Origin of the sequence: Bradyrhizobium sp. 604_D8_N2_3 (assembly GCF_051810765.1) — a bacterium.
Classification (GTDB): domain Bacteria; phylum Pseudomonadota; class Alphaproteobacteria; order Rhizobiales; family Xanthobacteraceae; genus Bradyrhizobium; species Bradyrhizobium barranii.
This window is the reverse complement of the sequence record NZ_JBPWPM010000001.1, coordinates 6,267,508-6,280,974: the sequence shown is the minus strand read 5'-3', so window position 1 is coordinate 6,280,974 and position 13,467 is coordinate 6,267,508. Positions and strand designations below refer to the sequence as shown.

The 13,467-nt window shown below is 63.9% G+C and carries 10 protein-coding genes; 8 read left to right on the top strand and 2 right to left on the bottom strand.

Annotated features, from left to right (window positions below; translation table 11 throughout):
• The first annotated feature begins 78 nt into the window (after nucleotides 1–78).
• The 7 genes from murJ to AB7245_RS30155 all read left to right on the top strand — a co-directional run bounded on the left by murJ (nucleotide 79) and on the right by AB7245_RS30155 (nucleotide 10,944).
• The gene (gene murJ / locus AB7245_RS30185; protein WP_439035235.1) at nucleotides 79–1,605 is read left to right on the top strand and encodes a murein biosynthesis integral membrane protein MurJ; all 1,527 of its coding nucleotides are present in this window, start codon (nucleotides 79–81) and stop codon (nucleotides 1,603–1,605) included.
• 226 nt (nucleotides 1,606–1,831) lie between these two features.
• Nucleotides 1,832–4,567 carry a helix-turn-helix transcriptional regulator gene (locus tag AB7245_RS30180; RefSeq protein ID WP_439035234.1) on the top strand — a complete coding sequence of 912 codons (2,736 nt, stop codon included), beginning with the start codon at nucleotides 1,832–1,834 and terminating at the stop codon, nucleotides 4,565–4,567.
• 145 nt (nucleotides 4,568–4,712) lie between these two features.
• Nucleotides 4,713–5,699: an alpha/beta hydrolase gene (locus tag AB7245_RS30175; protein WP_439035233.1), complete on the top strand. Its 987-nt coding sequence runs from the start codon at nucleotides 4,713–4,715 to the stop codon at nucleotides 5,697–5,699.
• 446 nt (nucleotides 5,700–6,145) lie between these two features.
• Nucleotides 6,146–7,063 carry an NADP-dependent oxidoreductase gene (locus AB7245_RS30170; RefSeq protein ID WP_439035232.1) on the top strand — a complete coding sequence of 306 codons (918 nt, stop codon included), beginning with the start codon at nucleotides 6,146–6,148 and terminating at the stop codon, nucleotides 7,061–7,063.
• Nucleotides 7,064–7,494: 431 nt separating this feature from the next.
• Nucleotides 7,495–7,770, top strand: coding sequence for a DUF1127 domain-containing protein (locus AB7245_RS30165; RefSeq protein ID WP_063982213.1), 276 nt, complete (start codon nucleotides 7,495–7,497; stop codon nucleotides 7,768–7,770).
• A gap of 286 nt (nucleotides 7,771–8,056) precedes the next feature.
• Nucleotides 8,057–10,366 (top strand): xanthine dehydrogenase family protein molybdopterin-binding subunit, encoded by a 2,310-nt coding sequence (locus AB7245_RS30160; protein ID WP_439035231.1) that lies wholly within the window; start codon nucleotides 8,057–8,059, stop codon nucleotides 10,364–10,366.
• A 131-nt stretch (nucleotides 10,367–10,497) separates the two neighbouring features.
• Nucleotides 10,498–10,944 carry a c-type cytochrome gene (locus AB7245_RS30155; RefSeq protein ID WP_028153044.1) on the top strand — a complete coding sequence of 149 codons (447 nt, stop codon included), beginning with the start codon at nucleotides 10,498–10,500 and terminating at the stop codon, nucleotides 10,942–10,944.
• A 134-nt stretch (nucleotides 10,945–11,078) separates the two neighbouring features.
• Here AB7245_RS30155 and AB7245_RS30150 read toward each other — a convergent pair whose 3' ends face one another.
• The gene (locus AB7245_RS30150) at nucleotides 11,079–11,492 is read right to left on the bottom strand and encodes a hypothetical protein (protein ID WP_439035230.1); all 414 of its coding nucleotides are present in this window, start codon (nucleotides 11,490–11,492) and stop codon (nucleotides 11,079–11,081) included.
• A 234-nt stretch (nucleotides 11,493–11,726) separates the two neighbouring features.
• On the opposite strand from AB7245_RS30150, the gene AB7245_RS30145 reads away from it, so the two are divergent.
• Nucleotides 11,727–13,010 carry a cystathionine gamma-synthase family protein gene (locus tag AB7245_RS30145; protein ID WP_063982215.1) on the top strand — a complete coding sequence of 428 codons (1,284 nt, stop codon included), beginning with the start codon at nucleotides 11,727–11,729 and terminating at the stop codon, nucleotides 13,008–13,010.
• Nucleotides 13,011–13,142: 132 nt separating this feature from the next.
• Here AB7245_RS30145 and AB7245_RS30140 read toward each other — a convergent pair whose 3' ends face one another.
• A complete protein-coding gene (locus tag AB7245_RS30140; protein WP_063982216.1) occupies nucleotides 13,143–13,394 on the bottom strand; it encodes a DUF1127 domain-containing protein in 252 nt (83 codons plus the stop codon).
• Nucleotides 13,395–13,467 lie beyond the last annotated feature (73 nt).

The window sequence follows — 13,467 nt, the reverse complement described above, 5'->3', positions numbered from 1 at the left end:
AGCCGAGCGCCCGTCTTTTTTGATCACGTCAAACTTCAAAGCCTTATCGTTGGGCTGATAAGTCTCTAAAACAGACGCATGCTCGGACGCATCTTCACGGTTGGTGGTTACACGCTGCTCTCGCGGCTGACGGGATTTGCCCGCGACATCATGCTCGCGGCTATCCTGGGCGCCGGCCCGGTGGCCGACGCCTTTTTCGTGGCGCTGCGGCTGCCCAATCATTTCCGCGCGATCTTCGCCGAGGGCGCCTTCAATGCCGCCTGGGTGCCGGCCTATGCGCATGTCCATGGCGAGCGCGGGGAGGGGGCGGCAAAACTGTTCGCTGACCGCATCTTCACGCTGCTGCTGGCCTCGCAGGTGGTGCTGCTGATCGTCGCCTGGTTGTTCATGCCGCAGGCCATGAGCATTCTGGCGCCCGGCTTCAGTGAGGACGCCGAGCAGCGCAAGCTCGCGATCGAGCTGACGCGGATCACCTTTCCCTATCTGCTGCTGATCACGCTGGTGACACTCTACGGGGGCATGCTCAACGTGATGCAGCGCTTTGCCAGCGCCGCGGCCGCGTCGATCTTCCTCAACATTTCCATGATGATGACGCTGGCGCTGGCCGCCTGGTTTCCCAGCGCAGGCCACGCCGCCGCCTGGGGCGTCCTGATCTCCGGCTTCCTGCAATATTTCCTGCTCGCGGGCGATCTCGCGCGCCATGGCGGTCTGCCGCGCTTTGCGCCGCTGAAGCTCGACGAGGACGTCCGCAGCTTCTTCAAAGCACTTGGGCCGGCGACGCTGGGATCGATGGGCACGCAGGTCGCGCTGTTCGCCGACACTATCATCGCGACCTTCCTGCCCGCAGGCGCACTGTCCGCGCTCTATTATGCCGACCGCCTCAACCAGCTGCCGATCGGTGTGATCGGCATCGCGATAGGCACGGTGCTGCTGCCCGAGATGTCGCGGCGGATCACCGCCAATGATCATGACGGCGCGATGAAGGCGCAGCGCCGCGCCTTCGATTTCACGCTGCTTTTCTCGGTGCCGTTCGTGGCGGCCTTCCTCACCGTGCCCGACGCGATCATGCGTGCGCTGTTCGCCCGCGGGGCGTTCTCGAAGGCCGATGCCGCCGCCGCCGGCGCCACGCTCGCGGCCTATGCCATCGGCCTGATCCCCTTCGTGCTGATCCGCAGCGCGGTCGCGACCTTCTATGCACGCAAGGATACGGCAACACCGGTCCGCGCCTCGCTGACGGGCATCGCCGTCAACGTCGCCCTGAAGGTGGCCTTGATGGGTTCGCTCGCCCAGATCGGCCTTGCGCTGGCGACAGCTGTCGGTGTCTGGACCAATCTGCTGCTGGTGCTGTTCTTCGCCGTGCGGCGAGGCTTTCTCGTGCTGGACCGCGCGTGGCTGATGTCGCTCGCCAAATTCCTGCTGACCGGACTGATCCTCGCCGCCACGTTCTGGCTGATCGCGCGCTTCAGCGGTTCTATGCTGGGCTCGATGCACTTCCGCGATGAGCTGATGCTAGTGCTGCTGGCCGTCGGAGGCACCATCGTCTACGCGCTTGCGATCCTCATCCTGTTCGGCCGCAGCTGGCTGGTCTCGCTGGTGCGTGGCTAGGCCTGTATCAATCCGGCGGGCCAAAGCCTGCTGCAGCAGGCGAGACACGCCGGAAGCAGCCATCACGTATATGGCTCTCCTCTGGTTCCCGGTACATGGTAACGTTTAACCTCGGTCGAGTTCGAAAGGGTGCGGTCTCACCAACGGTTATGCGATGACCAGACGGGCGAAAAAGGCTACCTCGCCGCGGAAAGGGCGGGTTGGTGCTACCCTTGCGTCCCCCAGTTTGCAGGGTCGCGCGCAGGACATTGCGCTGATCGATCACCTGATCGAACGGGTCGACCAGGGTGGCTCCACGCTTGTGATCAGCGGCGAGCCCGGCATCGGAAAATCTGCGCTCCTCGATGTTGCCAGACACAGGGCCAGTGAACGCGGCTTCACCGTCTTGGGCATGACCGGCGTCCTCGCCGAAGTGCATTTGCCGTTTGCAGCACTTGAACAGGCCTTGCGTCCGCTGATGAAAGGGGCCGAGGGCCTTGTCCCTCGCCAGCGATCGGCCTTGCTGGCCGCTTTTGGCATGCATGACGACGCGGGGCCGCCCGATATCTTCCTGGTTGCGCTCGCGACGCTGTCTCTTCTGAGCGAAAGGGCGACGCGCGAGCCTCTGCTGCTTGTTGCCGACGATGCCCAATGGCTGGATCAGGCGACCTTTGAGGTGCTGGCCTTCGTCTCGCGCAGGCTGAGCTCGGACCCGATCGTTCTCGTTGTCGCCATGCGCGACGACTTCAAGAGTTCGCTTGGCGACGCCTCCACCCTGAGGCTGCGCCTTTCAGGGCTCGATCAAGCCGACGCCGAGCGCTTGCTGGACGCCAACGCGCCGGGCCTTCCGGCGGAGCTGCGCAGCCGCTTCCTTCGGGGGGCCTCGGGCAATCCGCTGGCCCTTGTGGAGCTGCCCCGCGGAGAACGAGCCGCTGGAGATGCGCCGTGGCTTCCGCTGACCGACCGGCTCGAGCGCGCCTTCTCCAGTCGCTTGTCCGACCTCCCGCACATCGCGCAATTGCTGTTGTTCGTGACGGCGGAGAACGACGGGACATCGCTCCACGAAATCCTTTCCGCCGCCGAAGCCGTGTTGGGCGAGCGCGTGGGTATCGCTGCCATCGCGCCCGCGGTCGCCGCGAAGCTCATCGAGATCAACGGGACGGAGGTGAGGTTTCGGCATCCGCTCGTTCGCTCCGCCATGCACCAGGCCGCCGACCCGGCGACCCGCCAAAGGATCCACGCCGCGCTTGCTGCCGTGATTCACGATCAGCTCGACCGCCAATTGTGGCATCGTGCCGCAGCAACGATCGGACCTGACGACGAGCTCGCCGGCGAATACGACCTGATGGCGGCGCGCGCGTTGCGGCGCGGCGCCGTGGCGATGGCGATCGAGGTTCTGGAAAGCGCGGCACGGCTGAGCAGCACGGCGAAGGCGAGAGGCGACCGGCTGTTGCGGGCAGCCGAACTCGCCGCCGATCTGGGGCAGCCGGAGCTCATGGAGCGCCTGCTGCGGCAGGCCGACATCGACGAGACGAACCAGTTGGCGCTGGTCCGGATCGCCTGGTGCCGTGAGATCAGCCAGCCCCCGGCGGTCAACGATCCTGCGAAGATTCTCGCATTGATCGGGTTCGCCGCGAAAGCCCACGCCGCCGGCGCGATCGATCTGGCCGCCAATCTTCTTTGGCGAGCCGCGCAACGCTGCTGGTGGAGCAGCGCAAGCGATGAACTCTGCGCAAGGGTTCACGATGCGGCTGCGCGGCTGGAATTGCCTGACGGGGACCCCCGCCTGATCGCGATATCCGCTTACGTCGAGCCGCTGCGGCGGGGGGCGGACTTGTACCTCAAGCTTCAGGGGCTTGCGGGAACGGCGCACAGCGACCCCACCGTTGCGAGCATCCTCGGCAGCACCGCCAATATCATCGGGACCTTCGACATCGGCGTGAACTTTCTCGCCGAGTCCAGTGCCGTGCTGCGCATGCAGGGACGGCTCAGCGATCTCGCCCGGGTGCTTTTCGCCCAAGGGTGGGCGGAAATGGAAGTCGGTGACTGGCGGGGCGCCATGAGGGAGGCCGAGGAATCGGCCCGGCTTGCCGAAGAGACCGGCGGGCTTCCGTGGATTGCCGCAGCCACGGTCCTGAAAGCCAGGCTCGCAGGAATGCAAGGCAATCTGGAGCAATCCGAAGCGTATGCGGCGCAGGCGGAAGCCCTGGCCCTGTCCATCGGCGCGAGTTTCCTGCTGGCCATGTTGCAGATCGCACGAGGCGTATCCGCAATCGGCGCGGGCCGGCATTGGGAGGCCTTTGAGCATCTGCGACGCCTGTTCACGCCGGCCGATCCCGCTTTCAATTTCGGCCTTCAGTTCTTTGGCCTCGCGGATTTCGTGGAGGCCGCCGTGTCGTCCGGCAATGCGGACGAGGCGAGCCGCGTGCTTGATGAGATCGAGCGCGCCTCGGCTCCGACGCCGGTGCCGTGGGTCGGGACGATGCTGCAATATGGCAAGGCGTTCCTCGCTGCGCCGGAAGACGCCGAGCCGTTCTTCCTGCAAGGTCTTGGACTGCAAGGTGCTGGGCCGGCCGCGAAGAAATGGCCGTTCCTGCGAGCCCGTTTTCTCCTGGCCTATGGCGGATGGCTGCGCCGCCAGCGCAGATCCGCCAATGCGAGGGCTCCGTTGCGCGAGGCACGCGACATGTTCGATGCGCTCGGCGCTTCGCCCTGGAGCGATCGGGCCCGCGAGGAACTGCGAGCATCGGGCGAAACCAGCCGCCGGCGAACCGAACAGGTGTGGGACACGCTGACCCCGCAGGAGCTTCACATCGCGCAACTCGCCGCCGAAGGTCTCTCGAACAAGGAGATCGGCGCCAGACTGTATCTGTCCCACAGAACTGTCGGGTACCACCTGCACCGGATCTTTTCGAAGGCCGGAATCACCTCGCGGTCCGGGCTACGCCCCGTTCTCGCAAGCATCAGCCGCCCCGCGGACTGATCGCCGTCCCGTCATCGGACTGGTCATTTGACAGAAGCGGCACCCCTCCGCGCGGGCTAGCTGTGCGAGTGCGTCTACCCCCAAGCAAAAGTTGACCATGAAACTGTTCTCTTCACTCGCAATCCTCAGCCTCGGAGCAATCCTCATGACCCAAGCCGCCGATGCGGCCCCAGACGCCGGGACCGACCCCCGGATCGATCCCCAGGTTCGCACCTTCCTGCGCGAGATCAACAAGGATCCGAGCCCGTTCTGGGAGCTGCCCCAGCCCAAGCCGCAGGACATCCTGACGGAGCTTCAGAACAAGACGCCAGTCGACATGTCGGGGGTGAACACGACCGAGCAGACCATCACCCAGGATGGTCAGTCCGTGAAAATCTACATCATGAAGCCCGAGCACGTGACCGGAAAGCCCGGCGTACTGCTGTTCATTCACGGCGGTGTCTGGATCGTCGGCAATTTCCAGAACCATCAGCGTCTGTTGCGCGACCTGGTGGTCGGCTCCGGCCAGATCGGTGTTTTCGTTGAGTACACGTCCCTGCCGAAGGCGCGCTTCCCCACGCAGCTCGACCAGTCCTATGCGGTGCTGAAATGGGTGGCGAGCCACGCCGAAGAGTTCGGCGCGGACGGTGGCCGGATCGCGGTGGCCGGCAATTCGGTTGGTGGCAACATGACCGCGGCATTGTCGCTGATGGCCAAAGACCGCGGCGGCCCCAAGATCAGCTATCAGGTCATGATGATCCCGGCGACCGACGCCAGCGTGGACACCGCGTCCTATCATGAATACGGCGCGGGACGATTTCTGGCCCGTGCCTTCATGAAGTACGGCTGGGATCTGTACGCGCCGGATGCAGCGACCCGCAACAATCCCTATGTCTCGCCGCTGCGCGCCAGCCTGCAGCAATTGAAGGGGCTTCCCTCGGCTCTGGTCGTCACCGCAGAGAACGATCCGCTGCGCGACGAAGGCGAGGCTTACGCGCGCAAGCTCAAGGAGGCCGGAGTGTCCGTGATCGCGACCCGCTACAACGGGATGATCCACGACTTCGTCCTGCTGAACGGCATCCAGAGCGACCCCGAGCCCCAGGCCGCGATTCGGCAGATGTCGGCGGAGATCAAGGCACATCTCGCGCCTTGATCCAGCCTTGGAAGAGCAGGCGGCGACATTGTCGCCGCTTGCTACGTATTGATTGATCCCGAACTTATGATTGCGACGTTCTCGCGCAACGCCCCGCTGACTGAATAAGTCCAGTCGGTTGGTGTCTGCAGCAACTTGCCAAGCCCAGTTTTGCGATTCTCGTCGGCTCACAGTCTCAAGGCCGACATCACGGCATCGGTTGGTACAGCCAGAATCGTCAATCTTGGTACTTTTTTATAGCCAGGCGCAACGCATCTACTCGCTACGACCATAGATCGGAGCGAGCCCGATCCATCGGGCTTAGCGGGAGTTCCGATCAGTGCAGACAACTCAATCGCCGACACGGAGACAGGAGTTCCACACTGCCTAGCATTTTGTGGAAAGCCGGCGCGTGCGCGCTCCCTCGCATTTCCACCGAAGAGACAAATGACCAAGGAGAAAATCTCATGAAGGCTATCGTTGCAACGGAGCAAGCCGCGGGAACGGCCGGCATGAAGCTGGTGCACCGGCCCGAGCCACAGGCGGCGATAAACGATGTCGTCGTCCAGGTTCATGCGTCGAGATTTATCCCGACTGAGCTTGCGTGGCCCTCGAGCTGGGCCGATCGCCTTGATCGCGACCGAACGCCGTCGATCCCTGGGCACGAGCTGGCCGGAGTGGTCTCTGCCCTTGGATATGGAACGACGGGGCTGTCGGTGGGACAACGGGTGTTCGGCCTCGCGGACTGGTATCGTGACGGCACGCTGGCCGAGTACGTGGCAATCGAGGCGCGCAACCTTGCGCCGTTGCCGGGCGACGTCGACTTTACCGTGGGCGCGAGCCTGCCGATCTCGGGCCTCACCGCGTGGCAAGGGCTGTTCCAGCACGGTCGCATTCAGGCGGGGCAGAGCGTGCTGGCACACGGGGCGGCAGGCGCAGTCGGGTCTATGGTGACGCAACTCGCACGAGCGGCCGGAGCTTACGTCATCGGCTCCGGACGTGCCGCCGATCGTCAGACAGTGCTCGACCTCGGCGCGAATGAGTTCGTCGACCTTGACAACGACGCACTGGAGGACATCGGCGAAGTCGATCTGGTGTTCGATGTCATCGGTGGTGAGATCCAGAAGCGGTCGACAGGACTCATTCGAGCCGGGGGAACACTGGTGTCCATCGTCGGGCCGGTGGAAGCGCGGCCTTCCAACGGGCTGGCGATCGACTTCGTCGTCGAGGCTGATCGTGCCCAACTGAGTGAGATCGTTCAGCGGGTGCGGGACGGACGACTGCGGACTAACATCGGCAACGTCTCGACCCTCGACGATGCCGTCGCCGCCTTAAATCCGACCGAGCGACGTAAGGGAAATACGATTATCCGCGTTCGTCCCTGAGCGACGCACGTCCGTTGATGCGCGCAGCCGGCCGGCTCGTCCAGGTCGGCCGGCTGTTGAGCATGTCCCCGCGGGTCAATAGCCGCCCTCGCAGAGCGGCCCGCAAACGTCCGCTTTGGAATGCCCCTCGCGTAGGGGGCATGAACCGTCGCGTCGAATGAGCGAATTCGTTGGAGCGAGGGACTCGCCTCCAAGGTGCAACCGACCTCTGCACATCCCTTGATTTTGCACGATGGCCGTGGTATTGGCGCCGCATGATCAAATCGTCGCGCCACTTCAACCGCAACCACATGACCCGCTTCGGCTGGGCCGTGGGAGGAGTCGCGCGCTAGGAATTCGACGACGACATCTTTTCCACCAGGCCCCGCCGGCATCGGACGGGGCCTTTTGTTTGGCCACGCTCCCTGCCGGCACAACAGCAGGAGCATCCGATGCCACCCCAACAGACGAACATCTCATCCGAGATTGAGCGCGATGCCGCGAGGCTTCGCCTCGACCTCTCCATCGTCTTGAGCCTGCTCAGGCGATATTGGTATGCGTTTCAGGAGCGGCGGCCGCGCCCGCAGGTCGCATTGCAGGACCTGAGTGACAGGGAGCTGACGGATATCGGCTTGACGCGTGCCGAGATCGACTACATCACGCCTGAACGCGCTATCGATACGCTGAGAGATCGCGCCACGGATCTTTGGAGGCGGGGCGTGATATAGGCGATCAACGGTCAGAAGCGGAGATACGCTTTGCGAACAAGCGGCAGTCAGCACGACTACTTCTTCTTGGAAGTGCACCGCGGGACGAGTTCGGCAACTATCGTGCCATCAACCGAACCGTTCCTCACAGGGAAATGACCGGGCTGCGGCGTTTTCGTCGCATCCCGCTCTGACAGGCGAGGCACCGGGCGAGCCTGCGCGGCCTGTGCACGCCTAAAGCCGTTTGCCTTGCCACTTTTTCCACGGCAATATGCCCGCAAAACAACCATGAGGACGGGATAAGAAAATGGCGGCTCCCATCAAGTTCGGCGTTGGCCAAAGCGTGCTGCGCAAGGAGGATGACGCGCTCATCCGCGGCAAGGGCCGCTATACCGACGATTATGCGCCGCAGGCCGCGCTTCGCTGCCTGATGCTGCGCTCGCCGCACGCGCATGCCAAGTACACGATCGATGCGAGCCGGGCTGGCACGCTGCCGGGCGTTGCGCTGATCCTGACCGCCGATGATGTGAAGGATCTCGGCAATCTGCCCTGCCTGTTCAACCTCGAGACCGATCCCTTCACCGGCCCGCCTTACCCGATCCTCGCCAAGGACGAGGTGCGCCATGTCGGTGATTCCATCGCCTTCGTGGTCGCCGAGACCATCGACCAGGCCCGCGACGCGATCGAGGCGATCGAGGTCAAATGGAGCCCGCTGCCGGCGGTGACCGGCGTCGTCAACGCGGTCAAGAAGGGCGCGCCGCAGGTCTGGCCGGACAAGGCCGGCAATGTGCTGTTCGACGTCTCGATCGGCGACAAGGCGGCGACCGAAGCTGCCTTTGCGAAGGCGCATGCGGTCGCCGAAATCAACATCGTCAATCCGCGCGTGGTCGCGAGCTTCATGGAGGCGCGCGCGGCGGTCTGCGAATACGACGCCAAGCGCGATCATCTGACGCTGACGGTCGGCAGCCAGGGCAGCCATCGCCTGCGCGACATCCTCTGCCAGAACGTGCTCAACATCCCGACCGAGAAGATGCGGGTGATCTGCCCCGACGTCGGCGGCGGTTTTGGCACGAAGCTGTTTCCGTACCGCGAATACGCCTTGATGGCGGTCGCCGCGCGGCAGCTCAAGAAAGCAGTGAAATGGGCGGCCGACCGCACCGAGCACTTCATGGGCGACGCGCAGGGCCGCGACAACGTCACCACCGCCAAGATGGCGCTGGCCGAGGACGGCAAATTCCTCGCGATGGATTGCGACCTGATGGGCGACATGGGCGCGTATCTGTCGACCTTCGGCCCCTACATTCCGCATGGCGGCGCCGGCATGCTGCCGGGCCTCTACGACATCCAGGCCTTCCACTGCCGGGTGCGCACCATCTTCACCAACAGCGTGCCGGTCGATGCCTATCGCGGCGCGGGCCGCCCCGAGGCCGCTTACGTCATCGAACGCCTCGTGGACGCCTGTGCGCGAAAACTCGACATGACGCCGGACGCCATCCGGCGCAAGAATTTCATTCCGCCGAAGGCGCTGCCGTACAAGACCGCAACGGGCAAGGTCTATGATTCCGGCGACTTCGCCGCGCATCTCAAGCGCGCGATGGAGATCGGAGAGTGGAAGGAATTTCCAAAGCGCGCCAAGGCGGCTAAGAAGAATGGCCTGATCCGCGGCATCGGCCTTGCGAGCTATGTCGAGATCTGCGGCGTGATGGGTGAGGAGACCGCCAATGTGCGGCTCGATCCCAGCGGCGACGTCACCGTCCTGATCGGCACACAGTCGAGCGGGCAGGGCCACCAGACGGCTTATGCGCAGATCGTCGCCGAGCAGTTCGGGCTGCCCCCGGAGCGCGTGCACGTGCGCCAGGGCGACACCGACGAGATCGCCACGGGGCTCGGCACCGGCGGCTCGGCCTCGATCCCGTCAGGCGGCGTCAGCGTCGAGCGCGCCACGCGTGAGCTCGGGCAGAAGCTGAAGGAGATCGCGGCGCAGGCGCTGGAGGCCAGTGCCGGCGACCTCGAGCTCTCCGAAGGCGTGGTGCGGATTGCCGGCACCGACCGTTCGATGTCGTTCGCCGATCTCGCCAAGCGCGGGAGCGCCGATCCATCGAAGCTCAACGGCAGCGCGACCTTTGCCAGTGCCGACGGCACCTATCCGAACGGCACGCATCTGGCCGAAGTCGAGATCGATCCGGCCACCGGCATCATCAAGATCGTCAACTACGTGATCGTCGACGATTTCGGCAAGACGCTCAATCCGCTGCTTTTGGCGGGCCAGGTGCATGGCGGCGCCATGCAGGGTATCGGCCAGGCGCTGATGGAGCAGGTGGTCTACGGCGCCACTGACGGGCAACTGATCACCGCGACCTTCATGGACTACGCGCTGCCGCGCGCGGCTGATGGTCCGGACTTCGTATTCGAGACCAGCAACGTTCCCTGCACGACCAATCCGCTGGGCGTGAAGGGGGCGGGCGAGGCCGGCGCGATCGGCTCCTGTCCGGCCGTCGTCAACGCCATCGTCGACGGGCTCTGGCGCGAATACAAGATCGACCACATCGACATGCCGGCCACCCCGGAGCGGGTGTGGATCGCCGTCAACGAGCACCACCGCCGTCACAGCCTTTAATCTCGAGCTCGACCAAATAATCCATAGTGCGACGATCTATCGCCGCGCTTTGGATGGAATGAACTCTGCCAATCGGTGTTGGCCCAATGTGGGGTCAGCACGATCCTGTCTCAGGGAAAGGGATTTTGCGAATGAAGCGAGTGTTGGTTGTTGGGGGCGCGCTGCTGCTCGGCATGGGCGCGGTTTGGGCGCAGCAGGACTCCGTCAAGGAGGTCCAGACCCTCATGAAGGGCAACGGCAAGAACGCCGGCGCGGTTGCGGCGATCGTCAAGGGCGAGAAGCCTTACGACCAGGCCACGGTGGACAGCGCACTGGCGCAGTTCGCGGATACGGCCAAGAAGCTGCCAAACCTGTTCCCGGCGAGCGCAAAGGGCCAGAAGCCCGAGGGCGACTACAGCGCCTCGCCGAAGATCTGGGAGGACAAGGCCGGCTTCGACGCCAAGATCGCAAGCTTCGCCAAGGTCGTCGGCGAGGCCAAGGGCAAGATCAAGGACCTCGATTCGCTCAAGGCGACTTTTCCCGCGGTCGGCAAGGAATGCGGCGGCTGCCACGAGACCTTTCGTGTGAAGAACAGCTGACGCGGAGTCGGCAAAAAGTGAGGGCGGATGCGCACGGCATCCGCCCTTTTTGCGTTGTGCGCGGGCGCCTCGGTTGACTCGTACGCCTTTTCGGTCGGACGCGCATGTGGGCGGATCGAAGGCGAGCGTATTGCTCAGCCGGCTCCCGATGCTTTTCGAGCGGCAGGCTTGCGAGTCTCTTTTTCGAGTAACCACCCCAAAGCCTTCGCTGGGTTCAACCAGCGCACCTCATCGATCTGTTCGGCGAGCGTCAGCGCATGAACGGTCAGTACCTCAATGTCCTGAGGGTCGACGTCCGCCTTTTCCAGCACGTGTATGCACCGGTTGATCGCCGCCAGATCGAGCTGAAGTTGCTCGACACTTGAGTGGTGATGTTTGGCCCCCACGACTTTCCATGGTCTCATTGCGCGCACTTCTTTCTCCTCATACGCGGTCACGCCTTCGTGAGTGCAGTTTGTGGCGGCAACACGAAAATGGATGGACGGAATCGGGGATGTTTGCGGGCGGCCCGTCAAAGGTAGGGCAGCAGCGGGGGAGGCTTGGACCATTGCGTTGAGGTGCCTCGGTTACCGAGGCATCGATTCGTCGAACCACACCAAAGGCAAAATTTGTTTGCGAGGCCTGGCTGATCGCTGTCGGGGCGCCACGTATGAGCTTATCTTCAACCGCAGCCGCTGCGACGTTGACGAGAGTTGTTGGATGCAGGCGCATCCGAGTCGTGTGCTTCGATCGCAGAGTTCCAATTCGCAGCGAGAATCTGAATCAAAACAGCGAGGCAGGCCATGGTCAAACCGTTCCCGTCGAAGACGCACATCGGCAACCATATGCTGCATCCTGAAACGCTGATGCTGACCTATGGCTATGATCCGCAATTGTCGGAAGGCGCCATCAAGCCGCCGGTGTTCCTGACGTCCACCTTCGTGTTCAAGACGGCCGATGACGGGCAGGACTTCTTCGATTTCGTTGCCGGCCGGCGCGAGCCGCCGGAAGGGATGGGCGCGGGGCTGGTCTATTCGCGCTTCAATCACCCCAACAGCGAAATCGTCGAGGACAGGCTCGCGATCTACGAGCGCACCGAGAGCTGTGCGCTGTTCTCATCCGGCATGGCGGCCATCGCAACCACAATCCTGGCGTTCGTCCGCCCCGGCGATGTCATTCTGCACTCCCAGCCGCTCTATGGCGGGACGGAAACCCTGCTGACGAACACGCTTGCGCGCCTGTCGATCGGCGCCGTCGGCTTCGCCGATGGCGTTGATGAAGCGGCGGTCAGCCAGGCCTCGGAGGAGGCCATGCGCAAGGGCCGGGTCTCGATGATTCTGATCGAAACTCCGGCCAACCCGACCAACGGGCTGGTCGACGTCGCGATGATGCGCCGTGTCGCCGAAGCCATCGGAAAGACCCAGGGGCACATTCCGATCATCGCCTGCGACAATACGCTGCTCGGTCCGGTGTTTCAGCGGCCGATCGAGCATGGTGCGGACATTTCCCTGTACTCGCTCACGAAATATGTCGGCGGTCATTCGGACCTGATCGCGGGTGCCGCGCTCGGCGCGAAGGCGATCGTGAAGGGCATCAAGGCGCTCCGGGGCGCGATCGGCACCCAGCTCGATCCGCATTCCTGCTGGATGATCAACCGCTCGCTCGAGACGCTGAGCCTGCGCATGGAAAAGGCCGACAGCAACGCGCGCCTCGTGGCGGACTATTTGCGCGATCACCCCAAGGTGGCCAAGGTCCACTATCTCGGCCATCTCGAGAAGGCTTCGCCGGCCGGAATGGTGTTCGCGCGGCAGTGCCTGGGGGCGGGCTCCACCTTCTCGTTCGACATCGTCGGCGGCAAGGACGCGGCGGTGAAATTCCTCAACGCGCTGCAAATCCTCAAGCTGGCGGTGAGTCTTGGCGGAACGGAGTCGCTTGCGAGCCTGCCTGCAACCATGACCCATTCCGGCGTTCCCGCCGACATCCGCCGCAAAATCGGTGTGCTTGATTCCACGATCCGGCTGTCGATCGGCATCGAAAACCCGTCGGACCTGATCGCGGACCTCACACAGGCGCTGAACGCGGCTTGAGGGCGTAGCCCCGACATTGCCGAAGCGTCCCCAAGCAACGCAATGAGGTCGGCCATGCCGCCGCTCGCGCGAGCCAAGGTGCCAAGCCGTTGGTCAGGCTGGTGTCCCCTGGCAGGCCGAATGGCTCCGGACTTACGCTCCGCGCGAATGGCTCACGATGTCTCGCGGGTCGATATCGCGGCTGGAGGCAACGTAGTCGATCTCGCCGCGCGTCGTGCCGATGTCCATCAACTCCCGGTCACTCAAGCCGGACAACGTGCCGCGCACTCTCTGGCGATCGCGACGTGCCTGAAAGACATCCCAGTACTTCCAGATCAGGCCGCGGACATGCCGGGACGATATGGACGCCCGTTCCGGCCACATTGTACCTTGGATCAGGGTCATTGCAGTGCCTTCGGAGGGTGTTTTTCACCCCGAGAAGGTGCCCGAAGACCGACGCGCGTGCTTGACCGACAGC

Bases quoted from the DNA above. Each gene is read 5' to 3' on its own strand.
- AB7245_RS30150 (WP_439035230.1), bottom strand. From the start codon at position 11,492: ATGGTCCAAGCCTCCCCCGCTGCTGCCCTACCTTTGACGGGCCGCCCG.
- AB7245_RS30175 (WP_439035233.1), top strand. From the start codon at position 4,713: ATGACCCAAGCCGCCGATGCGGCCCCAGACGCCGGGACCGACCCCCGG.
- AB7245_RS30155 (WP_028153044.1), top strand. From the start codon at position 10,498: ATGAAGCGAGTGTTGGTTGTTGGGGGCGCGCTGCTGCTCGGCATGGGC.
- AB7245_RS30160 (WP_439035231.1), top strand. From the start codon at position 8,057: ATGGCGGCTCCCATCAAGTTCGGCGTTGGCCAAAGCGTGCTGCGCAAG.
- AB7245_RS30165 (WP_063982213.1), top strand. From the start codon at position 7,495: ATGCCACCCCAACAGACGAACATCTCATCCGAGATTGAGCGCGATGCC.
- AB7245_RS30170 (WP_439035232.1), top strand. From the start codon at position 6,146: ATGAAGGCTATCGTTGCAACGGAGCAAGCCGCGGGAACGGCCGGCATG.
- AB7245_RS30140 (WP_063982216.1), bottom strand. From the start codon at position 13,394: ATGACCCTGATCCAAGGTACAATGTGGCCGGAACGGGCGTCCATATCG.
- murJ (WP_439035235.1), top strand. From the start codon at position 79: ATGCTCGGACGCATCTTCACGGTTGGTGGTTACACGCTGCTCTCGCGG.
- AB7245_RS30145 (WP_063982215.1), top strand. From the start codon at position 11,727: ATGGTCAAACCGTTCCCGTCGAAGACGCACATCGGCAACCATATGCTG.